Source organism: Streptomyces stelliscabiei (genome assembly GCF_014873495.1).
Taxonomy (GTDB): domain Bacteria; phylum Actinomycetota; class Actinomycetes; order Streptomycetales; family Streptomycetaceae; genus Streptomyces; species Streptomyces bottropensis.
Map to the genome: position 1 here is coordinate 1,251,442 of NZ_JADBGF010000001.1, position 24,204 is coordinate 1,275,645.

At 74.3% G+C, this 24,204-nt stretch carries 13 protein-coding genes; 7 read left to right on the forward strand and 6 right to left on the reverse strand.

The window, feature by feature from the left end:
* Positions 1 to 102: 102 nt before the first annotated feature.
* Together H4687_RS05450 and ligA are read left to right on the forward strand one after the other, a co-directional pair.
* Positions 103 to 1,548, forward strand: coding sequence for a glyceraldehyde-3-phosphate dehydrogenase (locus H4687_RS05450; protein WP_046915397.1), 1,446 nt, complete (start codon positions 103 to 105; stop codon positions 1,546 to 1,548).
* 223 nt (positions 1,549 to 1,771) lie between these two features.
* The gene (gene ligA / locus H4687_RS05455; protein ID WP_078907058.1) at positions 1,772 to 3,871 is read left to right on the forward strand and encodes an NAD-dependent DNA ligase LigA; all 2,100 of its coding nucleotides are present in this window, start codon (positions 1,772 to 1,774) and stop codon (positions 3,869 to 3,871) included.
* 26 nt (positions 3,872 to 3,897) lie between these two features.
* Here ligA and H4687_RS05460 read toward each other — a convergent pair whose 3' ends face one another.
* Positions 3,898 to 5,124 carry a PP2C family protein-serine/threonine phosphatase gene (locus H4687_RS05460; protein ID WP_046915395.1) on the reverse strand — a complete coding sequence of 409 codons (1,227 nt, stop codon included), beginning with the start codon at positions 5,122 to 5,124 and terminating at the stop codon, positions 3,898 to 3,900.
* 881 nt (positions 5,125 to 6,005) lie between these two features.
* On the opposite strand from H4687_RS05460, the gene H4687_RS05465 reads away from it, so the two are divergent.
* The 5 genes from H4687_RS05465 to H4687_RS05485 all read left to right on the forward strand — a co-directional run bounded on the left by H4687_RS05465 (position 6,006) and on the right by H4687_RS05485 (position 18,813).
* On the forward strand, positions 6,006 to 6,872 hold the full coding sequence (locus H4687_RS05465) for a DUF4132 domain-containing protein (protein WP_046915394.1): 867 nt from the start codon (positions 6,006 to 6,008) through the stop codon (positions 6,870 to 6,872).
* On the forward strand, positions 6,869 to 11,779 hold the full coding sequence (locus H4687_RS05470; protein ID WP_192781652.1) for a DNA-binding protein: 4,911 nt from the start codon (positions 6,869 to 6,871) through the stop codon (positions 11,777 to 11,779). Before H4687_RS05465 ends, H4687_RS05470 begins: the two co-directional genes overlap by 4 nt.
* Before the next feature lie 82 nt (positions 11,780 to 11,861).
* Positions 11,862 to 13,022 (forward strand): ATP-binding protein, encoded by a 1,161-nt coding sequence (locus tag H4687_RS05475; RefSeq protein ID WP_050398033.1) that lies wholly within the window; start codon positions 11,862 to 11,864, stop codon positions 13,020 to 13,022.
* Entirely contained in the window at positions 13,019 to 16,876 is a 3,858-nt protein-coding gene (locus H4687_RS05480; protein ID WP_046920330.1) for a vWA domain-containing protein, read from the forward strand. The genes H4687_RS05475 and H4687_RS05480 overlap by 4 nt, the downstream gene beginning before the upstream one ends.
* The gene (locus H4687_RS05485) at positions 16,873 to 18,813 is read left to right on the forward strand and encodes an SWIM zinc finger family protein (protein ID WP_050398034.1); all 1,941 of its coding nucleotides are present in this window, start codon (positions 16,873 to 16,875) and stop codon (positions 18,811 to 18,813) included. Before H4687_RS05480 ends, H4687_RS05485 begins: the two co-directional genes overlap by 4 nt.
* On the opposite strand, the gene H4687_RS05490 is transcribed toward H4687_RS05485, so the two are convergent.
* From H4687_RS05490 to H4687_RS47430, 5 genes are all read right to left on the reverse strand, one after another.
* Positions 18,814 to 19,887 carry an ion transporter gene (locus H4687_RS05490; RefSeq protein ID WP_078907060.1) on the reverse strand — a complete coding sequence of 358 codons (1,074 nt, stop codon included), beginning with the start codon at positions 19,885 to 19,887 and terminating at the stop codon, positions 18,814 to 18,816.
* Positions 19,888 to 20,016: 129 nt separating this feature from the next.
* Complete coding sequence (locus H4687_RS05495; protein ID WP_046919041.1) at positions 20,017 to 21,039, reverse strand: hemolysin family protein; 1,023 nt, start codon at positions 21,037 to 21,039, stop codon at positions 20,017 to 20,019.
* Positions 21,036 to 22,379, reverse strand: coding sequence for a hemolysin family protein (locus tag H4687_RS05500; RefSeq protein ID WP_046919042.1), 1,344 nt, complete (start codon positions 22,377 to 22,379; stop codon positions 21,036 to 21,038). The genes H4687_RS05495 and H4687_RS05500 overlap by 4 nt, the downstream gene beginning before the upstream one ends.
* Positions 22,380 to 22,583: 204 nt before the next feature.
* Positions 22,584 to 23,264 carry a response regulator gene (locus tag H4687_RS05505; RefSeq protein ID WP_078907061.1) on the reverse strand — a complete coding sequence of 227 codons (681 nt, stop codon included), beginning with the start codon at positions 23,262 to 23,264 and terminating at the stop codon, positions 22,584 to 22,586.
* Positions 23,261 to 24,190 (reverse strand): sensor histidine kinase, encoded by a 930-nt coding sequence (locus tag H4687_RS47430; RefSeq protein ID WP_050398035.1) that lies wholly within the window; start codon positions 24,188 to 24,190, stop codon positions 23,261 to 23,263. The genes H4687_RS05505 and H4687_RS47430 overlap by 4 nt, the downstream gene beginning before the upstream one ends.
* Positions 24,191 to 24,204: the final 14 nt, after the last annotated feature.

Genomic DNA, 24,204 nt, shown 5'->3' on the forward strand with positions numbered 1-24,204 from the left:
CGGGGCCGATTCGACGGACTGTGCCCTTTGCGCACCCCTCGTTCGTCTCCTCCGAGCGGGGTGGTTAGCATATGAGCGCCGCCTAGCTCGAAAGATAAATCTGTGACTGTCAACGAGGACTCGTTCACCCAATGGAAGAACCGCGAGGAGATCGCGGAGTCGATGATCCCGATCATCGGGAAGCTGCACCGTGAGCGGGACGTGACGGTCCTGCTGCACAGCCGCTCCTTGGTGAACAAGTCGGTGGTCAGCATTCTGAAGACCCACCGGTTCGCCCGCCAGATCGCCGGTGTGGAGCTCTCGGTTACCGACACCCTGCCGTTCCTGGAGGTGCTCACCACCCTCGACCTCGGCCCCTCCCAGATCGACATCGGCCTGCTCGCCGAGGCCCACCGGGTCGACGACCGGGGGCTGTCGGTCGCGGAGTTCACGGCCGACGCCGTCGCCGGCGCGACGGGCGCCAACAAGATCGAGGGCGGCGAGGGACGCGACGTCGTCCTGTACGGCTTCGGCCGCATCGGCCGCCTCGTGGCCCGTCTGCTGATCGAGAAGGCCGGCTCCGGCAACGGTCTGCGGCTGCGCGCCATCGTGGTGCGCGGCGGCGGTGAGCAGGACATCGTCAAGCGGGCGTCCCTGCTGCGCCGGGACTCCATCCACGGCCAGTTCCAGGGCACGATCACCGTCGACGAGTCGACCAGCACGATCAACGCCAACGGCAACGAGATCAAGGTGATCTACGCCGGCGACCCGTCCGAGGTCGACTACACCGAGTACGGCATCAAGAACGCCATCCTCATCGACAACACCGGCAAGTGGCGCGACCGCGCGGGGCTGTCGAACCACCTGCGCCCCGGCATCGACAAGGTCGTGCTGACCGCCCCCGGCAAGGACGACGTCCCGAACATCGTGCACGGCGTCAACCACGACACGATCAAGCCGGACGAGCAGATCCTGTCCTGCGCGTCCTGCACCACCAACGCGATCGTGCCGCCGCTGAAGGCTATGGCGGACGAGTTCGGTGTGCTGCGCGGTCACGTGGAGACCGTCCACTCGTTCACCAACGACCAGAACCTGCTGGACAATTACCACAAGTCGGACCGTCGGGGCCGTTCCGCGCCGCTCAACATGGTCATCACCGAGACGGGCGCCGCCTCGGCCGTCGCCAAGGCGCTGCCCGACCTGAAGGCGCCGATCACCGGCAGTTCGATCCGCGTGCCCGTCCCGGACGTCTCGATCGCGATCCTCAGCCTGCGACTCGGCCGGGAGACCGACCGCGAGGAGGTCCTCGACTACCTCCGCGGCGTCTCGCTGACCTCGCCGCTCAAGCGCCAGATCGACTTCACCAACGCCCCCGACTCGGTCTCCAGCGACTTCATCGGCTCCCGCCACGCCTCCATCGTCGACGCGGGCGCCACCAAGGTCGACGGCGACAACGCGATCCTCTACCTCTGGTACGACAACGAGTTCGGCTACTCCTGCCAGGTCATCCGGGTCGTCCAGCACGTCTCCGGGGTGGAGTACCCGACGTACCCGTCCGCGGCGGTCTGATCCACCGGGCGGGCCCCCTTCGCACCACGGACCCTCCCTCACAGCACGGGCCGGGCGAGCCATCCGCTCGTCCGGCCCGTGGTGCGTCCATGGTGTGACGGCGCCGGGAGCCGAGCTTCCGAAGAGTCCAACCGCCGTGTGCTGCGGGCCCGGGACGCGAGGGACCGGGCGAATCCTGGAGCATTACCGGCGGGACCCGGCATTGTCAGTGGTGGGAGGCAGGATGGCTCCCATGACGACATCAGTTGCAGTGATCGTGGATGCCGCCGCCTACGCCCAGGCCGTCGAGGACGCGGTCCGGGCCTCCGCCGCCTACTACACGGGGGGCACGTCGGCGCTGGACGACGACACCTACGACCGGCTCGTGCGCGGCATCGCGGCGTGGGAGGCGGAGCACCCCGAGCAGGTCCTGCCGGAGTCGCCCACCGGGAAGGTGGCCGGCGGGGCCGTCGAGGGGGACGTGCCCCACACGATCGCGATGCTGAGCCTGGACAACGTGTTCTCCGCCGAGGAGTTCACGGCGTGGACGGCGTCGCTGGCCCGGCGGATCGGGCACGAGGTGGAGCGGTTCGGCGTCGAGCCGAAGCTCGACGGACTGGCGGTCGCCGCCCGGTACACCCGGGGCCGGCTCACGCGGTTGATCACGCGAGGTGACGGGACGGCCGGGGAGGACGTCTCGCACGCCATCGGCACCATCGAGGGGCTGCCCGAGGAGCTGGCCGAGCCGGTGACGGTGGAGGTGCGGGGCGAAGTCCTCATGACGACCGCCCAGTTCGAGCACGCCAACGAGGTGCGCACCGCGCACGGTGGACAGCCGTTCGCCAATCCGCGCAACGCGGCGGCGGGCACGCTGCGCGCCAGGGAGCGGGCCTACACCGTGCCGATGACGTTCTTCGGGTACGGGCTGCTGGCCCTGCCCGGCACCGACGCCGACTCCGCGGCGCGGCTGGCCGAGTCGGCCCACAGCGAGCTGATGGCGCGGGCCGCCGAACTGGGGGTGAACACGACCGCGAGCACGGCCGTGCCGGGTGTCACCGCCGCCTCGGTCGAGGAGGTGCTGGACCGCGTCAAGGAGATCGCGGGGCTGCGGGCGGAACTGCCGTTCGGGATCGACGGGATCGTGATCAAGGCCGACCTCGCCGCCGACCAGCGCGCCGCCGGGTCCGGTTCACGCGCCCCGCGCTGGGCGATCGCCTACAAGCTGCCCGCCGTCGAGAAGATCACGCGGCTGCTGGAGGTGCAGTGGAACGTGGGCCGCACCGGCATCATCGCGCCGCGCGGAGTGCTGGAGCCCGTCGAGATCGACGGCTCCACCATCACGTACGCCACCCTCCACAACCCGGCCGACATCACCCGCCGCGACCTGCTTCTGGGCGACCATGTCATGGTGCACCGCGCCGGTGACGTCATTCCCCGTGTGGAGGCTCCCGTCGCCCATCTGCGCACCGGCGACGAACAGCCCATCGTCTTCCCCGAGGTCTGTCCGAGATGCGGCTCCGGCATCGACAGGGGCGAACAGCGCTGGCGCTGCGAGAACGGCCGCAACTGCCATCTGGTCGCCTCCCTCTCGTACGCCGTGGGCCGCGACCAGCTCGACGTGGAGGGGCTCGGGCACACCCGGGTCGTCCAGCTCGTCGAGGCGGGCCTGGTCGCCGATCTCGCCGACCTGTTCGCCCTCACCCGGGAGCAGCTGCTGGGCCTGGACCGCATGGGCGAGACCAGCACCGACAACCTCCTCGCCGCGCTCGACACGGCCCGGGGGCGCCCGCTGTCCCGGGTGCTGTGCGCGCTGGGGGTGCGGGGCACCGGACGCTCCATGTCCCGCCGTATCGCCCGGTACTTCGCCACCATGGACAACATCCGTGCCGCGGACGCCGAGGCGATCCAGCGGGTCGAGGGCATCGGCACCGAGAAGGCCCCGGCCATCGTGGCCGAGCTGGTCGAACTCGCCCCGCTCATCGACAAGCTGGTGGCGGCCGGGGTGAACATGACGGAGCCGGGCGCGACCCCGCCCGCCCCGGCCGACGACACGGCGACGTCCGCCCCGCAGGAGGGCGCCGAGTCCGCGGACGGGCCGCTCGCGGGAATGGCCGTGGTGGTCACGGGCGCGATGACCGGCGTACTGGAGAAGCTCAGCCGCAACCAGATGAACGAACTCATCGAGCGTGCCGGAGGGCGCGCCTCCTCCGGTGTCTCCAAGAAGACCTCCCTGGTCGTGGCGGGGGAGAACGCCGGCTCCAAGCGTGCCAAGGCCGAGAGCCTCGGCATTCGGCTGGCCGGCCCGGACGAGTTCGCCGCGCTCGTCGCCGACTTCCTCGACTGACCACCGCGGGCCCACCGCCGCCCGGATCAGAGCTGGATGATGACGAGGGCCGCGTCGTCGGTGGCGCCGGAGGGGAGGAGGTCGAGCAGGAGGGCGTCCGCGAGGGGTTCGGGGCCGGCCTCGCGGTGGCGCGTGAGCGCGTCGGCGAGGCGGGCGAGGCTGCGGTCGATGTCCTCGTCACGGCGTTCGACGAGACCGTCCGTGTAGAGGACGAGCAGGTCGCCGTCGGTGAAGGAGACGGTGGCCTCGGGGCGGAGCGTGTGTTCCGGGCGGGCGCCGAGCGGTGGATCGGTGGCCCCGTCGAGAAAGACGACCTCGCCGTCACGGCACACCAGTGCGGGTGGCAGATGCCCGGCGCTGCTGTAGGTGATCGTGCGGGTCTCCCAGTCGACGCAGGTCTGCACGGCGGTGGTGTTCTCGGCGCCGTCGACGGAGCGGGCGTACAGACCGAGCGCGTCCAGTGCCTGGGCGGGGCCGTCCGCCACCAGGGACGCGGCGCTCAGCGCGCTGCGCAGCTTGCCCATCACGCAGGCGGCGGCCAGGCCGTGGCCGACCACGTCCCCGACGGCGACACCGACGCGGTCGACGCCGGTCAGGTCGACCAGGTCGTACCAGTCGCCGCACACGTTCAGCGCGTCGGTCGCCGGCTGGTAGCGCACCGCCGCGCGGTGGTGACCGAGCGAGTTCGGCGCGGGCAGCATCGCCGTCTGCAGGGCGAGCGCGACCTCCCGTTCGTGGGCGTGCGCCTCGCGCAGCCGCTCGTTGACCTCCTGCAGTTCCCGGGCGCGGGTGTACAGCTCGGCCTCCAGCACGCTGGCCCGGTCGCTCGGCGAGCGCTCACGGGCCCGGATCAGCTCGGTGACCTCCTCGACCTTGTGGATCAGGAGCACCACCTTCCCGTCGGGGCCGAGGATCGGCGCGTTCACCGGGCTCCAGTAGCGCTCCTCCCACTCCCCCGGCCGCTCCACGGACTCCACGTCGTAGCGCTGCAGCGCCATCGCGTCCCGCTCACCGGTCTCCGCCACCCGGTGGAGGGAGGCGGCCAGATTGCGCATCCCGTTCGCGGACGGGTCGGTGGGGTTGTCGGGGAACACGTCGAAGAGGTACCGGCCGACCACCTGCTCGCGGGTGCGGCCCGACAGCCGCAGGAACTCCTCGTTCGCGTCCGCGTACACCAGCCCGGGTGTCAGCAGCGCCACCATGCCCGGCAGTGCCTGGAACACCGCCGCGTAGTCGTTCGCCGTCTCCGTCATGGTCGCCGCCTCAGCGTCCGTCGCCTTCCCGTGACCTCCACCATAGGAGCCCATGGCTGCCGGAGCGCGGTCCTGTTCCAGGAAAACACCCAGGTCACGCACGTGTGTGCGATATTGGGACGCAGCGTCCGAGGGCGGTCACGGTGCGGCACGGAGCAGGAGGTCCCGCGGGGAACCCATGCCGTGTCCGTCTCTCACGGCTGGACAGCTGCGCCGCCGCACGCAGGAGCCGACCGATGTCGAGGCCCGCTCGCCGCGCGTGCGCGCACAGACCGCGCAGTCCAGGTGCGCAGGCCCTCCTCGACGTCCGTGTACGCGGTGAGCATCGCCCGCGGCACGGCTTCGGCCTCTACCCGGACGCCGTGCGCCCGCGGCACGGCTTCGGCCTCCGCCCGGACGCCGTCCTCTCGTCCATCGCGGCCGGCCGACGTCCCGTCCTGCGCTCCCCGCCGGGATCGGTGAGGTCCACCGGCGCCTCGGCGAGCGGCCGCAGCGCCGCGTCCACCCGCGCGGCCGCTCCTCGAACCCGGCCGGCCACTCCATGGTGGCCCCGTCCTCCATCGCATCGCTGCGGAGGGTGAGCGTGCCCGGTGACAGGCATCGACACCGGTGACTGGCCGGTAATACGTACCCCGGTTACGTAGGTCTACGGACGCGGCGGCACACTCGCTTCGGTTGGCTTGCCGGACGCCGGAGGGATCGTCCCGCGTGCCCGCTCGCCGTCGGGGGCTCCCGGCGGTCGCGGAAGGCTCGTCGGGAGGGGCCCCGCGCCGATTGTCAGTGGCTGCCGCTAGCGTTCCGCACATGGTCGCACTCGGGCCGGGATTCCCCGGCTGAACTGTGCTTTCTTCCTGTGCAATTGACGCTAGGGGCTGGGGTTCGTGGGTTGGCTGGCAGCGGGCGACGGGTATGAAGTCGCTCTTGTGGAGGGGCGGGTGGCGGCGCGAGCCACCTCGGGCCGGGCGGCGGGACGGCAGTTGAAGTCGCTGCCGAAGGCGCTGAAGGACCACCCGGAGGTGGACCGGCTGCGGCGGTTCGCCGAATGGCTGGATCGGCACGCGGCGGCGTGCGTCACGCAGGTGGACGCCTGGATGGTGTCGTCACTGCCCGTGCCCACCGGTCTGCTGGCCCGGGTGTGGCCGGACGAGGCGTGGCAGGCCGCACTGCGCGACCTAGCGATCGTCGGCGACGACCCGGACGAGGTCGGCTTCCTGCGGGGCGCCACCGACTCCGGCGAACTGCGGGTGGTCAACCTGGACGGTGAGACGGTCCGCCTCTCCCCGCGCACGGTCACCCTGCCGCACCCGGTGCTGCTGCCGGACCTCGACGACATCCGGGAGTTCGCGGCGGAACTGGGCATCGTCCAGCGCGTCGAGCAGATACACCGGGCCATCTGGCGGCGGCCGGACGGTCTCGCCGCCAAGGCCACCCAGGTACGGGACTTCACCGGGGGCCGGTTCCGTTCCCGCTTCGCCCTCGCCGCCCGCGCCACCTCCCTCGGGTACCGCGTCTCCGGTGGTTACGCCACCGCACGCGTCCGGGACGGCGAGCGCACCGTCGAGGCCTCCGTGTGGATCGGGGAGCCCTACTGGGACGACGAGGTGGACACCGGCAGCCTGACCTGGCAGGACCAGGACGGCCGCGCCCTGCCGCTGGCCGAAGTGGGCCCGGTGGCCTGGTCGGAGGGGATGCGGATGGCCGCGGCGCTGTACGCCGGGCGCGTGATCGAGGAGGGCAAGGACGCATGAGCGGGGGGACAGCGGTGTCGTACGAGGACGTGCTGGCGGCGGGCGGAGTACTGCCGGCGGACACCGAGGGGGCCGGAGAGCGGGCGGTGCCGCTGACGGCGCGGACGTACCGTCATCCGGGTCTGGAGGACCGGGTGGTGGTGCGGCTGGTCGCCGGGGAGCTGGGCGCGGCGGAGGATCTGGCCGCCGGGTTCCTCGGTCTGGAGCAGGACGCGGAGCCGGCGGTCGTGGGGCTGGGGCTGCGGCAGTCGCTGGGCTTCCCCGAGTGGGTGCTGGTGCACCACCCGGCGGACGGGCACCACGCGCTGGGCGTCGTGCCCGACCTGGAGCGGGCGGCCCGGCAGGCGAAGACCAAGCCCAAGGCGGCCATGGACGCCTATGTGGAGCTGGGCGAGCGGCTCGCGGCGTCGGTGCCGCACTTCCTGCCCACGTTCTACGAGCAGGCGGGGCGGGTGTTCCTCGCGGAGGAGAACGCCACGTACGCGGCCCAGTTGTTCACCCGCGCCCGCAAGGCCGAGGCGGAGCACGGGCTGGTCGTCGAGGAGGAGCGGCTCGACGCCGTGTTCCTGGAGTTCGCCCTGGCCGGCGCCCTCCCGGTGAAGGTCCTGTCGGCGTACGCGAAGGAGCTGGCCGCACGGGTCCCGGCCGAGGAGGCACTGCGGCGCTTCACCAAGCTGTGCCTGCGCCGCACCGCGGGCGGTCTGCCGCCGTCGGCGCAGATGGCGAACGACCTGCGCAGGCTGGCCCGCGCCGCCGGCCGCGACGCGGACGTGACCGAGCAGGACTACCTCGCCGAGCTGCTGGTCCTGCCGTCCACGCTGCGCGCGGCGGCGGGCTGGTGGAAGGGCCACCGCACGGCACTCGTGGCGCTGGCGGCGCGCGAGCCGAAGGTGCGCGGCACCCTGCTCGACACGCTCCCCTCGTCCTCCGACGACGACCTGCCCGCGATGTGGCTGGACATCCTGCAGGTCTCCGGCGCCACGGCCGCGCTGTGGGACGGTTCCCTGCCCGCGGAGCAGCGGCCGCACGACGGTACGGCGGGCTGGCTGGAGCGGTTCCTGGTGTTCCGGGAGCGCGCGCGGTCCTGGCGCGGTTCCACGCGGATGCCCGAGCTGTACCCGCTGGTGGAGCGGGCGGCGGATCAGCTGCGGAGCGAACTGACGGCTTCCGCACGGGAGTTGACGGTCACGCACGACATCGACCTGATGGACCTGTTGCTGTCCCTGGACGTGCCCGTGGCGGCCCCGGGGAAGGGCAACGCACTCCCGCTGGAGCAGTGGGCCCCGGGTGAGGGCCACCGCGAGCTGCTGTCGCTGACCGCGGACTCCCGTTTCCACGACGCCTTCCGGCAGGGCGCGGACCGGTTCAGCGACGACGACTCCGGGCGGCGTGCGATCCGCGTGCTGGCCGCCTCACCCGGTGGCCGCCCGCTGCTGGCGCGGTGGGTGAGCGAGGTCGTCCGGCGGTTCACCGCCGTGGGCCTGCCCCAGCTGCCCGACGCGCTCGCCCGGCTGAAGTGGCTGCCCGCCGAGGCGCTGGCGCTCGCCGAGGACGAGGTCCGTGCAGCCGTCGCCACCGACCTGGCACCGGTGCTGACGCGCACCCTGCGCGCCGGCCTCTTCGACGAACTGGGCTGGCCCGCCTGGGAGGACGCCACCGCCACCCTCGTCCCGAAGAACGACGTCGAGGACATCATCGTCGCCGACGCCTGGCCGCACCTCGTCGTGGCCGGTGCCGCCCAGGCCCGCGTGATCGGCGCGGAGGGCACGCTCCTCACCCACGACCTGCGCATCCCGGCGAACGACAGCTGGGGCGACCCGGGCTTCCACCACGTGGACGGCGAACTGCTCGTCTACTGGCGGTCGCGCAACAACGGTCTGCGCGGCTACTGGCACACCCGCGCCGACAGCCCCCGGACCATGGAGGGCCCGGGCGGCACCCGGGGCACCGAGATGGACTGGTACAAGGGCGACCTGAGGCTCACCCTGCCCCTGCCGGGCGGCGGCCGCACCACCGGCGCGGGCGTCCTGCACACCGGGGACACCACCGTGCCCGAGGAACGGTGGCTGATCTTCGACGGCGCGTCGTACTGGGTGTGGCACGCGGAGGGCGAGCAGGACACCCACGGGTTCTACGAGTACGACCCGGCCACGAACACGCGCGGGCGCATGAGCATGCCCGCGTTCCTGTCCGACGCGCTGCGTGACGCTCCCGAGGGCAGCGCCTACGACAGTGGCTGGCTCGGCCCCTCCCCGACCGTCGGCCGCACGCCCGCCTCCGCTCCCGTGGACGGCGTGGTCGGCATCCGCACGGTCCGGCTGCCCGACGGCTCCTGGCGCACCCAGGACCTCGCCGGACACACCGTCACCCTGGCCGCCGAGCGGGGCCGGCCGTCGGCGCTCGTGGTGTTCCCGGGCGACGACCAGGCCCGTGCCGTCGTGCGCAACGGCTGGCAGCTGGAGATCGTCGACACGGACGGCGTCGTCACGTCCGTCGCGAAGACGGACCGTACGCCGGGGGTCTTCGGCGAGGGCACCCTGCTGCTGCCGCCGGTGCAGTTCTGGGAGTGCATGACCGCCCGCGACCCGGAGGGCTCCGCCGCACTGCGCCGCATCGACGGGGCGACCGCGGCGGCACTGCTGACGGCCGCCGCCGAGGAGGACAAGGAGGCGCTGCCCGCCGCGATCCGCTCGCTCCTTCCGGTCACCCACGACGCGCTCGTCGCGGGGGTCGCGGGAGTCGTGCGCCACGCCGCCGGCCAGCAGGCCGTCCTCGACGGCGCGGCGGCGCGGCTCACCCGGGCGCTCGACGGAGGCCTGGAGGAGGCGGAGGGACCCGCCGGGCCGGCGGACACCGTGCTCCAGCAGGCCCTGAGCGGTGTCGGCGGGTCGGCCGGCTACTGGTGGAACCGTGACGACCAGGCCGACACCGTCTTCCGTGCCCTGCGCGCCCTGACCAGGGCCGCCGGGCACGCCGGGACCGCCGTGCCGCGGGAGCGCACCGTACGCCTCCACCTCGACGGGACCGGGCTGCCGACCGGGCGCCCGGAGCTGTCGACGCTGATCGACCGGGTGGGCGCCCTGGCGTTCCGGGCCGCGGCCCTCACCACCACGCAGGAGCACCGCGAGGTGCTGCGGACGCTGCTCGAACGGCTCGACACCCTCGGGCTGGGCAACGACGGCGCGTCCACCCGGTGGCGCGAGGTGACCCTCAGGCTGGGAGCCGACCAATTGCGCACCCCGTCGGGCGCATGGCGCGAGGGTTCGTGGGACGGACTTCTGCCCCTGGGCGGGGGCGCGTTCCTGGCGATCCTGGAGCACGGCTCGCCGGACGACGACGGCTGCGTCTTCCGGGGCTACTTCCACGACCCTGCGGAGCGGTTCGAGACCCCGGAACCGTACACACTGCAGAAGTCCACCCCGCTGGGCGTCGCGGGCGATGCCCCCTGGATCGGTGAGTTCCTGGCGGAGCTGACCGCGCGCGGACCGGCGCCCTGGTTCCCGGAGGCGGCCGAGGAGTTCGCCCGGCTGACCGGCGTCACCGAGACCGTGGCCCGGCTGGTCGTGGCCGGTCTTCCGGGGGTCGACGTCCACCAGCGCACGTTCCTGACCACGGAGGCCCGCAACGCCCTCGGGGTCAAGGCCGCCCCCGCGGCCGTCGCCAAGGACGAGCTCCAGGGCGTCGACAACGCGGTCCGCGCGGCCGTGGTCGGCGCGCTGCTGCCCGACGACCCCGCCGGCCTGTGGACCGACGGGCCGAACGTGGCCGCCGCGGCCGAGCTGTGGAACAGCGAGGTCGGCAGGCGGACGGCCGTGCCCGAGGACGTGCTCGCCGACGCCCTGCGCGCGGTCAAGCACGCGCGATGGAACGTACGCGAGGCCCTGCCCGCCCTGCTGCACCCTGCAGGTGAACCCCGGCTCACCCAGGACCTGGAGTGGGCCGTCAGGGGCGACCGGGTCAGGCCGGTGACGGACGACGCGGTCGGGTTCACGGCGGACACGCTGGTCGGCTCCGTCGGGCTGGCCGCCTGGCTCGCCCACCGCCTGCCCGCCGGCGACCCGCTCCGGGCCGCGCTGCCCGGCGCGCTCACCGCCGTACGGGAGCGGCTCGCCCACCCCGGGCTGGTGCTCGACCTCGGGCAGTACATCAGCATCCAACAGTTCCGGAAGACGGCGGGCACCCCGACCGAGACCGGCCAGGGCTTCGAGCGGTACGGCGCCGTCGTCCTCGCCACCCACGACGACCAGCCGGCGCCGGGCATCCGGGTCGCGCTGCTCGACGAGGCGGGCCAGGACCCGTACCTGCCCGCGCTGCGCGTCGACAACCAGCGGCCCTACGCGGCCGAGGTGGCGCTGCGCCTGGCCCGTTCCGCCCCGTACGCGGCCCTGATGGCCGACCCGGGGGACCCGGTCGCGGGCGAGCGCGCCCAGGACGGCACCTGGTGGCCGCAGGACCCGAGCCGTTCGGTGCCCGAGCTGGTGACCGAGGTGGCGAAGGAGTACGGCATCGGTGAGGACGCGGCCACGCTCTATCTGATGCTGCTGGCCATGCCCGACCCGACCGACCGTACGACGGCCCGCTGGACGGGATGGAAGCCGGCCCGGCTCCGGGCGGCCCGTGCCGAGCTGGCCGGGGGCGAGCTGGTGGTGGAAGCCACCAGGACCAGGGCCGGGCGTTCGCTCTTCCTGCCCGGCGCCTGGGTCGACCCCAAGGCACCGCGCCTGCCGCTGGAGCGGTGGAAGCTGCCGCTGTTCGGCGAACTGATGACCGACGACCACGCGACGTTCGGCGTGATCGTGCCGACCGAACCGGCCGCCGAGCTGTACCGCAGGGCCTGGCAGCGCGTCCAGGACGGCGACGCGCCCCGGTTCGAGGAACTGAAGGTACGGCGGGGCCGCCGCCGCTGACCCACCCGGGGGCGCCCCGCACCGGGCGCCCCCGGCACCCGTCCCTCACAACGACCCACAGACCTGACGAGCAAGGACATCCATGACCCCGACCGACACGGCGACGGCCCTCCCCGCCCGGCAGACCCTGCCCGCCGAGGAACGCCACGCCACCGAACTCGACTTCCTCGCCGCCCACGACCAGGGCCCCCGCCCGCCCGGCTGGCGTCTGACCCCGCGTTCCGTGGTGACCTTCGTCTGCGGCAGCGGCGGCGACGCCCTGAAGCCGGCCGAGCCGCACGAGACGCTGCCCGACAAGCTGGTGATCGCGCCCAAGTTCGTCGGCGAACGTGCCCTGGTCGAGCGGTGCGTGGTCACCCTCGCCGGTGAGCGGGGCCTGCTGCTGGTCGGCGAGCCCGGTACGGCCAAGTCGATGCTCTCCGAGCTGCTGTCGGCCGCCGTGTGCGGCACCAGCGCGCTCACCGTGCAGGGCACCGCCGGCACCACCGAGGACGCCTTCCGCTACGGCTGGAACTACGCCCTGCTGCTCGCCCAGGGGCCGACCTCGCAGGCGCTGGTCGACTCACCGGTGCTCGGCGCCATGCGCTCGGGCCGGGTGGCGCGGGTCGAGGAGATCACCCGGTGTCTGCCCGAGGTGCAGGACGCCCTGGTGTCGATCCTGTCCGACCGCCGGGTGAGCGTGCCCGAGCTGTCCGGCACGGACGACGCCCAGGTCCCGGCCGCGCCCGGGTTCACCGTCATCGCCACCGCCAACCTGCGCGACCGGGGTGTCTCGGAGATGTCGGCCGCGCTCAAGCGGCGCTTCAACTTCGAGACCGTGCACCCGATCGCGGACGTCGACGCCGAGACCGCCCTCGTCCGGCGGCAGGCGGAGGCGGCCGTCCACCGGGCGGGCGCGGCCTTCGGCGTCGACGACGCCGTGCTCGACGTGCTGGTGACCGTCTTCCGTGATCTGCGCGCAGGGCGCTCCGCCGAGGGCTGGGACGTGGAGCGGCCCGGCACGGTGATGTCCACCGCCGAGGCCGTGCAGGTCGCGGCCTCGCTCGGGGTGGCCGCCGCGTACCTGCCCGGCGGGGACGCCCTCGACCTCGTCCCCGGGCACCTGCTCGGTGTGGTCCGCAAGGACGACCCGGCCGACCACGCCCGGCTGCTCGGCTACTGGGACGGTCCGGTGCGCCGCCGCGCAGAGGACGGCTCGGCGATGTGGCGCCGCCTCTGGGACCTGCGGGAGAACCTTCGGTGACGACCACTCAGGACCCGCGGGAGGCCGTCGCGGCCCTCGCCGACTCCGCCGCGCCGTACCTGCTGGGGGTACGGCACCACAGCCCGGCCCTCGCCGCGGCCGTACCCGCCCTGCTGGACGCCTCCGGCGCCGAGGTCGTCTGTGTGGAGCTGCCGGCCGACTTCCAGCACTGGCTCCCCCACCTCGCCGCCCCCGGCACTCTGGCCCCGGTCGCCCTGGCCGGGGCGAGCGAGGGCGGACGGCTCGGCTTCTACCCGTTCGCCGACTTCTCCCCCGAACTCGCCGCGCTCCGCTGGGCGCGGGAGCGAGGGGTGGAGGTGGTGTGCTGCGACCTGCCGATGTCGGATCCCGCGTGGAGCGCGGAGGGGTTCGGCGTGCGCGCGGGAGAGTCCCGGCCGGGTCCGCAGGGCCCGGCACCGGGCACGGACGGCCCGGCGGCGGACACGGACGGGGCGGCGGCGGACACGGGTGAGGCCAGGTCGGCGGCAGCGGGCCCGAGCCCGGCCGCGGCCACGCCAAGCGCAGACGCCCGGGACGCGGACACGCCAAGCGCGGCCACGCGCAGCGCGACCACGCGGGGCGCAGTCACCCGGAGCGCTGCCGCCGAGGCCGCGCCCCTCGCCTCGCCCACCGCCTTCGCGGCCGCGCTCACCGCCGCCGGGACGGGCCGCGACGGCGACGACCTGTGGGACCGCTGCGTGGAGGTGCTCGCCCCCGGCTGCGCCCCCGAGGCGATCCGCCGTGCCGCCCTCGGCGTGGGGTGGGCGCTGCGCCGCGACGCCGAGTCGGCGGACGGCGTGCCGCCGGTGGACCTGGCCCGCGAGACCCATATGCGGGACACGATCGCCCGCGCGGCGGCGGACGGCCGCCGGGTCGCGGCCGTGATCGGCGCGTTCCACGCCCCGGCGCTCACGGCCGCGTCCGCGACCGGCCCTGCCGAGGCGGAAGGAGAGACGCGGACCCAGGGCACGACCGGAGCCGGGGCCACGGCCGGGTCCCGGGGAGCGGCCCTCGTCGGGGACCGCCCCTCCGTCGTCACCTCCCTCGTTCCGTACGCCTTCGACCTGCTGGACTCCCGTTCCGGGTACCCGGCGGGCATCCGGGACCCGCGCTGGCAGCAGGCGGTCTTCACGGCCGCCGGTGATCCCGGGCAGCTGCGGGACGCCGCCGCGCGGGCGATCACCGACGTGTGTCGGGAACTGCGCGCGGCCGGGCACACGGCGGGCACGGGCGAGGCGACCGAAACCCTGCGGATGGCGTGCGATCTGGCGAGTATCCGGGGGCTCACGGCCCCCGGCCGGGGCGAGGTCCTGGAGGCGCTGACGACCGTGATGGGCCAGGGCGAGCCGCTCGGCCGGGGCCGGGCCCTCGCCCGGGCCCTCGAAGTGGTCCTGGTCGGCACCGACCGGGGCCGGACCGCGCCGGGCACCCCGCGTTCCGGACTCGGTCCCTCCGTGGAGGCGGAACTGGCCGCGCTGCGGCTGCCCGGCCCGGACGACCCCGCCGCCCGCGAACTCCGGCTCGACCCGCTCCGCTCCGCGCTCGACAGCCGCCGCGAGACCCTGCTCCAGCGCCTGGCGGTGTGCGGCGCGGGTTACGGCGAGGCCGTGGATGTGGCCGGCACGGGCGACGGGACGGCCCTCACGACCCGGTGGCGGCTGTCGTGGACGCCCGCCGTTCCCGTACGGCTCGACCTGGCCGGGATACGGGGCGTGACCTCGGCCCTGGCCGCCGAGGGCACCCTGCGGGAGACCTTCCGCCGGGAGTCGGCGGACGGCGGACCCACCTGCGCGCTGGTGCTCGCCGGGCTCCGCGCGGCGGCCCGCTGCGACCTGCCCGCGCTGGTCGCCGACCGTCTGGCCGACGCCGCCGCCGTCCTCCCGGCGGCGGCCACGCTCCCCGAACTCCTCGAAGCCCTAGACCTGTTGGAGGCCCTGCGCCGGGGCCATCTGCCCGGCACCACCGCCGAGGGCAGGCTGTCCGCCGCCGCACTGGCCGTCGACCTGTTGGAGGCAGCCGTCCGCGCGCTGCCCGGCCTCGCGGGCAGCGACCAGCCGGAGGACGCGGCCGCGCTCGTCGCACTCGCCTCGCGGGCCGGTGAACACCGCCTCGGCCTGCGCATGGACGACGCCCTGGGCACCCTCGCGCGCACCGGCTCCCCGCTGATCCAGGGCGCGGCGCTGGCCGCCCGCGTCCTGCTCGACCTCGACTCCGCCGACACCCTCGGGGCACGTGCCGCCGGCTGGATCGACACGGCCACCGGGCCCGACAGCCGGTCGGCGCTGGCCCGACGCCTCAGCGGCCTGCTCAGCGGCGCGGCCCCGCTGCTGCAGTCCGCGCCGACCGCGCTGGACCCGCTGCTCGACCGTATCGACACGCTCACCGACCAGGGGTTCCTGGACCGGCTGCCCGCCCTGCGCGGCGGCTTCGACACGCTCACCCCGGCCGGCCGCGACCGCCTTCTCGACACGGTCACCGAACGCCTCGGCGACCGCCTGGACCTGTCGCTCGGCGCCTCACCGGCACTCCTCGCCCTGTGGACGGCGGCGGACAGGGCGGGCCTGGCGGCCGTCGACTCGCTGCGGCTGACGGGCGGTACGGCCCCGGTGGGGCCGGTCGAGGACGCCGACGGCACCGCCGTCCCCCGCGCCGTCGCGGACCCCGCCGGCCCCGTGGTCTCCGGGACCGTCGAAGCCGCGGTACCCACCCCCGCGACGTCCGGCCTCCCGCACCTCACCCCCACCGACCGCTGGCGGCTGCTCCTCGGCCGGGAGAGCGAGAAGCTGCCGCAGGGGGCCCGCCGTTACGCGCACGCGCTGGACGAGCTGTACGGCACCGGCCGGGGCGAGGGTTCCTCCGATCTGGGGCGGGAGGGCGGCCCGGGCCGGGCCGGCGGTCAGGACTCGTCGTTCCCCACGGCCCGGGAGTGGGCCGAGGAGCTGGACGCCCTCTTCGGCGCGGAGGTCCGCGAGGAGGTGCTGGCGCGGGCCGCCGACCAGGGCCGTACGGACGTCCTGGCCGAGCTGGACCCCAAGGCCGTGCGTCCCTCCGTCGACCTGCTGACCTCCGTGCTGTCCCTCGCCGGAGGGATGCCCGAGCAGCAACTGGCCAGGCTGCGCCCGCTGGTCCGGCGTCTGGTCGAGGAACTGGCGAAGGAACTCGCCACCCGCATGCGCCCCGCGCTGACGGGTCTGGCCACGCCGCGCCCGACCCGCCGCCCCGGTGGCCGCCTCGACCTGCCGCGCACCCTGCGGGCCAACCTGGCCCACACGCGCCGGACGGCGGACGGCCGGACCGTGGTGGTGCCGGAGCGGCCGGTGTTCAGCACCCGGTCCCGCAAGGAGGCGGACTGGCGGCTGATCCTCGTCGTCGACGTGTCCGGGTCCATGGAGGCCTCCGTCATCTGGTCGGCGCTGACCGCGGCCGTGCTGGGCGGGGTGCCCACGCTGTCGACGCACTTCCTGGCGTTCTCGACCGACGTGATCGATCTGACCGACCGGGTGGACGACCCGTTGTCGCTGCTGCTGGAGGTGCGGGTCGGCGGCGGCACCCATATCGCCGCGGGACTGGCACACGCCCGTTCCCTGGTGACCGTGCCCAGCCGCACCCTGGTGGTGGTCGTGAGCGACTTCGAGGAGGGCTACCCGCTCGGCGGGCTCCTCGGCGAGGTACGGGCCCTCGCGGGTTCCGGGGTGCATCTGATGGGCTGCGCCGCCCTGGACGACACCGGCACCCCGCGCTACTCGGTGCCCGTCGCCCGGCAGCTCGTCGCGGCCGGGATGCCGGTCGCCGCCCTCAGCCCCCTCGCCCTCGCCCGCTGGGTGGGCGACCGCCTCCGCGGAGAGAGTCGATGAACGCCGAACTGCCCCCGGCGGCGCCCGATGTGGTCGCCGCCGCCGTCGAGAGTCTGACCTCACGGCTGCGCAAGAAGCTGGACGCCGCGATCGAGACGTACGCGGCGGTGCCCGTCACGGCCGACGGCGGTGCCCTGCGCGTCCGCTGCGGCGAGGACGCCGAGGTCACGCTCACGCCCGGACCCTCCGGTGCGGTGACCGACGCCGAGGCAGCGGTGTGCAGCTGCCTGCTCGCACCCCGCTGTCTGCACCGCGCCGCCGTGCTGAGCGCCTGCCCGGTGGCCGACGCCGTGGCCGACGGCCCGAGCGGGGAGACGGCCGGCGAAGTCAGCGGAGCCACCGGCCCGGCCGACTCCGAAGCGACCGGGCCGGCCGGCGTCGCGGCCCCGGTGGGCACCGCGGACCCCGACGGCACCGAGGGCGGAGACAGCACGGTCACATCCCCCACCACCCCCGAGGCCACGCCCCCCACCCCCGCCCAGGCCGCCGCCGCGGCCGGCCTCTGGGCCGCCACCGCGGCCGTGCTCGCCGCCGGGGTCCCGGCCGCGGGCGCGGTGCCCCAGGCGGAGTTGCTGCGGGCCGCGCACACCGCGCGGCTCGCGGGGCTGCACCGCGCCGAGGCGGCCGCGCTGCGGGTGGTGCGCGGGCTGCGCGGCGCCCGCGCCCGGCACGAGGGCCACCGGCTGGCCGACCTGGTCGCAGGTGTGCGCGAACTGCTGCTCACCACAAGCCTGTTGACGGCGGCCGACCCGGATCCGGCCCTCGTCGGCACGGCCCGCCGCGCCTACCGGCCGGGCGGCAGTCTGCGGGTGCACGGGGTGTGCCGGGAGCCGGTGATCTCGGCCACCGGTTACGGCGGAGTCGTCACCCATCTCGTCTCCGACGACGGGCGCTGGTTCTCGATCGCCGACGTCAAACCGGGCGGCCCGGCGCGGGCCCGGGGCGCCGGCACGGCCACGGTCGCCCTCGGCTCGGGCACCGTCGACCACGCCGGGCTCTCCCGTGGCGGGCTGCTGATCTCCGGGGCCACGCTCTCCCCGGACGGCCGCCTCGGCTCCGGCAAAGGTGTGCGGGCCACTCCGCTCACCGGCCTGTCCTGGACGTCGGGACCGCTCGCCGCCCTCTTCGCCCGCCCCTTGGCGGAGGCGGTCGCCGAACGGCTCACGGTCACCCCCGGCACGGATCCGGAGCAGGCCGAGCAGGCCGCCCGCAGGCTGATCGGCTGCGACCTGGTTCTCGTCGGCGCGGTCGGCGACCAGCTGCTCGCCCGCGAGGTGTCCCCCGCCGGGACATCGGCCGGTGACGGCCTGCTCGTCCGGCTGACTCCGGCGAACAGCCATCCGGACCTCGCGCACACCGCCAACTTCCGTCAGCTCGCCGCCCGGCCCGGCCTGCGGCTGCGCGTGCTCGGCCGCCTCGAACCGGACCGCGCCGCCACGCTCCGCCCCCTCGCGATCGGCCCGGCCCCGGACACGGAAGCCACCGTGCGGCTGCCGGACGACTGGCACGGCCACGCCGATCTGGGCTACGACCGCCTCCAGGGTGCGCACTTCCCGCCGCCGGACGCCCTGCCGGCCCCGGACGGCCTCGTCGGCGTCCCGGCCGACCCGCTCGCCGAGGCTCCGTTGTGGCGACTGCGCCGGCTGGTGGAGGTCGCCGTCTCCGGGGGCCGCCGCGCGGTGGCCGAGCCGGCCCGCGACGGCGACCGGAACGGAGCGGGTGCGGCCCTGCGACGGGGCGGCTTCCACGCGGCCGCGGGCCTGTCGGCCGCGCTCACCGCGGAGGCCGACCGCCGCTCCCGCGATGTCTTCGGCCGCATCACCGATCCCGACCCGGCCCCCTACGCCCGGGCCTGGCTGGCCACCGCGGTCTACCTGGCCGCCACCGAACGCGCCCTGATCCAGGCCACCTGGCAGCCACCGGCCCCCGGCGCCTGATCACTGCCTGTTCCGCTCCCGCCCGACGCGCGCGCCCCGGTCACCCCCGACCGGGGCGCGCGTCGCTCGGACCCGGGCCGACGGCCGTGGCACCGGTTCCTCCGCCTCCCGATGGGGGGTGGGCGGCCGGTGCCGGTACAGGCTCGATTCGAGGGCGTCGAGGGCCTGGCGGGCGGCCAGGATGCGGAGGCGGAGTTCGTCCTCGGCGGCGGTGGTGTGTCCCTCGGCGGCCGGACCCGGCGTACCGGGCCCCTCTTCCCGCCCGCGCGCCCGTTCCGCCTGCGCAGTAGCCCTCTCCTCCTCGTCCCGTTCCATCTCGCGGGCCTCGTCGAGGGAGCTGATGACGACACCGATGAGGACGTTGACGAGGACGAAGGAGGCGAAGAGGACGTAGGAGGCGTAGTAGACGATGCTCCAGCGGGAGATCTCCAGGCCCGCGCGGACGGCGTCGCCGAGGCCGTCCAGGGTCATCAGGAGGAAGAGGGTGAGGACGGCGCGGCCGAGGGAGCCGAAGTGTTCGGGGTCGTGGTCGGCGAAGAACACCCAGCCGACCATGGCGTAGACGTACAGCAGCAGGGCGCCGACGAGGAGGAAGCTGAAGGTGCCGGGCAGGCTGCGGCCCACGGCGACCATGAAGACGCGCAGCTGGGGCAGGAAGCGGGCGGTGCGCAGGACACGGGCCAGGCGCAGCAGCCGCAGGACGGTGCCGTTCTCGCGGGCGAAGGGGAGGAACGCGGAGGCCACGACGGCCAGGTCGAACAGGTTCCACGGGTCGCGAAGGAAGTCGCGGGGGCGGTCGGCGTGCGCACAGGCACGCAGGAGTATCTCCGCGGCGAAGGCGACCAGGACGGCGTGCTCGGCGAGGCGTAACCACACACCCCAGCCCGCCACCAGCGCGCTGTACGTCTCCACGCCCAGCAGCACCGCGTTGGCGAGGATCAGGGCGAACACGGTGACGCCGAACCAGCGGGCCTCCGTGACGGCGCGGGCCCGTTCCGCGAGCGCCCGGCGCAGAGGCCGCCGGCCCGTCGGCGTGGGGGCGTGCGGGTCGTGCGGGTCGTGCGGGTCGGTCATCCTGCTGTACCTGCTCCTTCGCGCAGCGCGATGTCCCGCCGGCCGCGATGGCCGGCGGGACAGTTCGAGCGATCATGCTCCAGGAGACTTCTACAGCACCGTCGATGCGCGGTGTGCCGGGACGGCCGGTCAGGCCGCCCGGGGTTGCAGATAGCGCGCCAGCAGGTCGTCCAGGGTGACCAGGCCGGTCAGGCGGCCCGTGTCGTCGTGGACGACGGCGAGGGTGGCACGGTGCCGGCGCAGGACGTCGATCGCGTCGGCCACGGTCGCCTCGTCCGGCAGCTCCGGTACGGGCCGGGCGAGGGCCCGTGCCGTGACCGCGCGGCCCTTCGCCCGGGCGACCAGGGCGTCACGGGCGTGGATCGAACCGAGGACGGTCGTGTCCCCGGCGCGGACGAGAAGGCGGGTGCGGTCGTGCGCGGCGGCGGCGCGGAGTACGGCCTCCACGTCGGCGTCCGCGTCGACCGCGCTGATCTCGGTGGCCGGGACCACGAGGTCGCGGACCGGCGTCGCGGGCTCCGTCAGGGAGCGGGTGATCAGTGCGGAGTCGGTCTCGCTGATCAGGCCGAGGCGCTGCGACTCCTCGACGAGGTGCGTGAGCTGCTCGCGGTTGTGCACGGAGGCCAGCTCGTCGCGCGGGGTGACCCTGCACAGTCGTACGAGGGCGTTGCTGGCCCGGTTGAGCACCCCGATCAGCGGTCGTACGGCCCTGACCACGGCCCGGAAGGGCGGGGACAGCAGCATCGCGGAGCGCTCGGGGTGGGCGATGGCCCAGGACTTGGGGGCCATCTCACCGACCACCATGTGCAGGAACACCACGACCACCATGGCGACGGCGAACGCGACGCCGTAGCTGAGGGCGCTGGGCAGGCCCAGGTCGTGCAGCAGGGGGTCGAGTTCGTGGGAGATGGCGGGCTTGGAGACCGATCCGAGGCCCAGGGTGCAGACGGTGATGCCGAGTTGGGCGCCGGCCAGCATCAGGGACAGCTCGCGCATCCCGGCGAGGGCCGCCTTGGCGCCGCGTTGTCCGGTGGCCGCCGCGTGTTCCATGCGGTGGCGTCTGGCCGCGACGAGCGCGAACTCGGCGGCGACGAAGAACCCGCTGCCGATCAGCAGCAGGACGGTGACGAAGAGCGCCATGGGGAAGCTCATGCCTGTTCCTCCTCGCGCTCACGCGCGGGCAGCCGCTCCAGGCGGACCCGGGCCGGTACGTGCCGGTCGAGCGTGCGGACGTCGATGACCGCGCGCCCGCCGTCGGACAGGTCCACGGCGAGCCGGTCGCCGATGGCCGGGAAGCGGCCGAGGCGGTCCACGACCAGTCCGGCGACGGTGTCGTAGTCCTCCTCCTCGGGCAGGTGCAGACCCGTGGCGTCGGCGACCTCGTCGAGGCGGCGCCCGGCGTCCACCAGCCAGCCCGTGCCATCGGCGACGGCGAGTTCGGTGACGGTGTCGGACTCGTCGGCGATGTCGCCCACCAGTTCCTCGGCGATGTCCTCGTAGGTGACGATGCCGGCGACTCCGCCGTGCTCGTCCAGGACCACCGCGAACTCGTCGTCCTGCTCACGCATCCGGGTCACGGCGTCCGGCAGCGGCAGGGTGTCCGGCAGGAGCAGCGGGCGGCGGGCCAGGGCGCCTGCGGTGGTGGCGGTCAGGGGCCCGGCGGGCAGTCGCATCAGCTCGCGTACGCCGAGCACGCCGGTGACGTCGTCCGGGTGGTCGCCGAGCACCGGGTAGTTGGAGTGGCCGTGCTTCGCGATCAGTTCGACCGCCTCGGCGGCGGAGGCGCCCTCGCGGACGAAGACGGCGGTCACGCGCGGCACCATCACCTCGTCGAGGGTCCGCTCGGAGAACTCCAGGGCGTGGTCGAGCAGTTCGGCGGTGTCCCTCGGCAGTTCGCCCTGCTCGTGGGACTCACCGATGAGGTGACCCAGCTCCTCCAGGGTCGCGCCGTGGTGCAGTTCCTCGACGGGATCGATGCCCACCTTGCGCAGCAGCCGGTTGGCCACGCCGTCGAAGACGTGCACCACCGGGCCCACGACCTTCAGATAGGCGAGCGTGGAGGCGGCCAGCGACTTCGCGAGGCGCTCGGGGACGGCGAGCGCGAGGTTCTTGGGTGCCAGTTCGCCGAGCACCATCTGGACGACGGTGGCCGCCACGAAGGCCAGGACGACGGAGATCGGGCCGACCGCGCCCTGCGGGACGCCGATGCCGGTCAGGGCCGGTTCGAGCAGCGCGGAGACGGACGGCTCGGCGATGAAGCCGACGACCAGGCCGGTGACGGTGATGCCCAGCTGGGCGCCGGACAGCATGAACGACAGCCGCTCCAGCACGGTCAGGGCGCGGGCGGCCCGCCGGTCGCCCGCCGCCGCGTCGCGCGCGAGCGCGAGCCGGTCGGCGGAGACGTACGCGAACTCCTGGGCGACGAAATAGCCCGTACCGGCGGTGAGGACGAGGACGGCCAGCAGTCCCAGTACGGCGTTCACGGCACTCATCGAGCACCACCCCGTCGCGTGCCGCGGTCGCATCGGTCGTGCGAGATTCGGCGAGGTGGTCGGGGACTGTGCCCCGGGGAGTCCGTCGGTCTGGCGGACACGGGCTTTGCTCCTTCAGTAGGTGTGCAGCACGTGAACGATTCTGACCCGATCTTCGTTCCCGACCGCGATCACCCGCGACCGGCGCGACGCTCCCCCGCGGCCTCAGGCGCCCGCGGCCCTGACCAGACCCTTCTCGTACGCGATCACGACGGCCTGGGCGCGGTCGCGCAGGCCGAGCTTGGAGAAGATGCGGGCCACGTGGGACTTCACGGTGGCTTCGCTCAGGGTCAGCTCGGCGGCGAGTTCGGTGTTGGACAGCCCGCGGCCGAGGAGGGTCAGCACCTCCAGCTCGCGGGGCGTCAGCGCCCGGAGGTCGGCGTGGGCGACCGAAGGGTGGGCGGCTTCCGTGGCGAAGCGTTCCACCAGCCGCCGGGTGATGGTGGGCGCCAGCAGGGCGTCACCGGTGTCGACCAGTCGTACGGCGGCCACCAGGTGCTGCGGGGTGACGTCCTTCAGGAGGAAGCCGCTGGCACCGATCGACAGGGCCGCGTAGACGTAGCGGTCGAGGTCGAAGGTGGTGAGCATGAGCACCCGGCAGTCCGGCGCCCGGTCCAGGATGCGGCGGGTGGCCTCCAGGCCGTCCATGTTCGGCATCCGGATGTCCATCAGCACGACGTCCGGTACCAGCTCGCGGGCCATCGCCACGGCCTCCGCGCCGTCGGCCGCCTCGCCCACGACGTCGATGCCCCGGGCGGTGAGGATCAGCCGGAACCCGGTCCGGATCAGCGTCTGGTCGTCGACGACCAGGACGCGCGGCGCCGCCACCGTGTCCGCGCCCGTCACGGCCGGTCCAGGGGGATGCGTGCCCGCACCCGGTAGCCGCCGCCGAGGCGGCGCCGGGCGTCGAGGTCGCCGCCGTACACCGCGACCCGCTCGCGCAGCCCCAGCAGCCCGCGCCCGGTGCCGTCCCGGTGGCGCGGTACGGGCGGCACGGGGTGCGGGCGGGTGGGGTCGCCGCCGGTCAGCACACTGGGTCCGGTGTTGAGCACCTCCACACGCAGCGAGCGGTCGGCGTACCGCACGGTCACTTCGGCCCTGCCGCCGTCGCCGTGTCGGAGCGCGTTGGTCAGCGCCTCCTGGACGATCCGGTACGCCGTCACGTCGACGCCCTGCGGCAGCGGGCACGGCTCACCGGAGATCCGTACCTCCACGGGCAGGCCGGCGAAGGAGATCCGGTCGACGAGCGGGCCCAGCCGGTCGAGTCCGGGTTGCGGGGCCAGTTCGGCCATGTCGCCGCCGAGCCGGACCGCGCCGGGGTCCGTGTCCCCCTCCCGGTCCGCGCCGGGGTCGGCCTTCCTCTCCCGTTCCTCGTCGTCGCCGTTCTGCGAGGGCGCGAGCAGGCCCAGCAGATGCCGGAGGTCGGTCATGGCGCCGCGTCCCGCGTCCTCGACGGCCAGCAGGGCCGCCTCGGCCTCCTCCGGCATGGTGCCCAGCACCTCGCGGGCGGCTCCCGCCTGGACGACCATGAGGCTGACGTTGTGACTGACGATGTCGTGCAACTCCCGTGCGATACGGTCGCGTTCGGCGACGATCGCGGCCCGCGCGGCACTCTCCCGTTCCCGTTCGAGCAGCCAGCCGCGCTCCCCCACGGCCTTCTGCCAGCGGCGGCGCATCCGTACCAGTGCCACCGCCGGCCATGCCGCGGCCCCGCACGCCACCCCTGCCGCCGCCGACATCGCCGACACCTCGTCAATCCCCCACTCCCACATGGGGTTCACCTTCC

Excerpts from the sequence above, each read along its gene's own strand:
- ligA (WP_078907058.1), top strand. The coding sequence starts at position 1,772 with ATGGCTCCCATGACGACATCAGTTGCAGTGATCGTGGATGCCGCCGCC.
- H4687_RS05460 (WP_046915395.1), bottom strand. The coding sequence starts at position 5,124 with ATGACGGAGACGGCGAACGACTACGCGGCGGTGTTCCAGGCACTGCCG.
- H4687_RS05470 (WP_192781652.1), top strand. The coding sequence starts at position 6,869 with ATGAGCGGGGGGACAGCGGTGTCGTACGAGGACGTGCTGGCGGCGGGC.
- H4687_RS05475 (WP_050398033.1), top strand. The coding sequence starts at position 11,862 with ATGACCCCGACCGACACGGCGACGGCCCTCCCCGCCCGGCAGACCCTG.
- H4687_RS05485 (WP_050398034.1), top strand. The coding sequence starts at position 16,873 with ATGAACGCCGAACTGCCCCCGGCGGCGCCCGATGTGGTCGCCGCCGCC.
- H4687_RS05490 (WP_078907060.1), bottom strand. The coding sequence starts at position 19,887 with ATGACCGACCCGCACGACCCGCACGACCCGCACGCCCCCACGCCGACG.
- H4687_RS05495 (WP_046919041.1), bottom strand. The coding sequence starts at position 21,039 with ATGAGCTTCCCCATGGCGCTCTTCGTCACCGTCCTGCTGCTGATCGGC.
- H4687_RS05500 (WP_046919042.1), bottom strand. The coding sequence starts at position 22,379 with ATGAGTGCCGTGAACGCCGTACTGGGACTGCTGGCCGTCCTCGTCCTC.
- H4687_RS47430 (WP_050398035.1), bottom strand. The coding sequence starts at position 24,190 with ATGTGGGAGTGGGGGATTGACGAGGTGTCGGCGATGTCGGCGGCGGCA.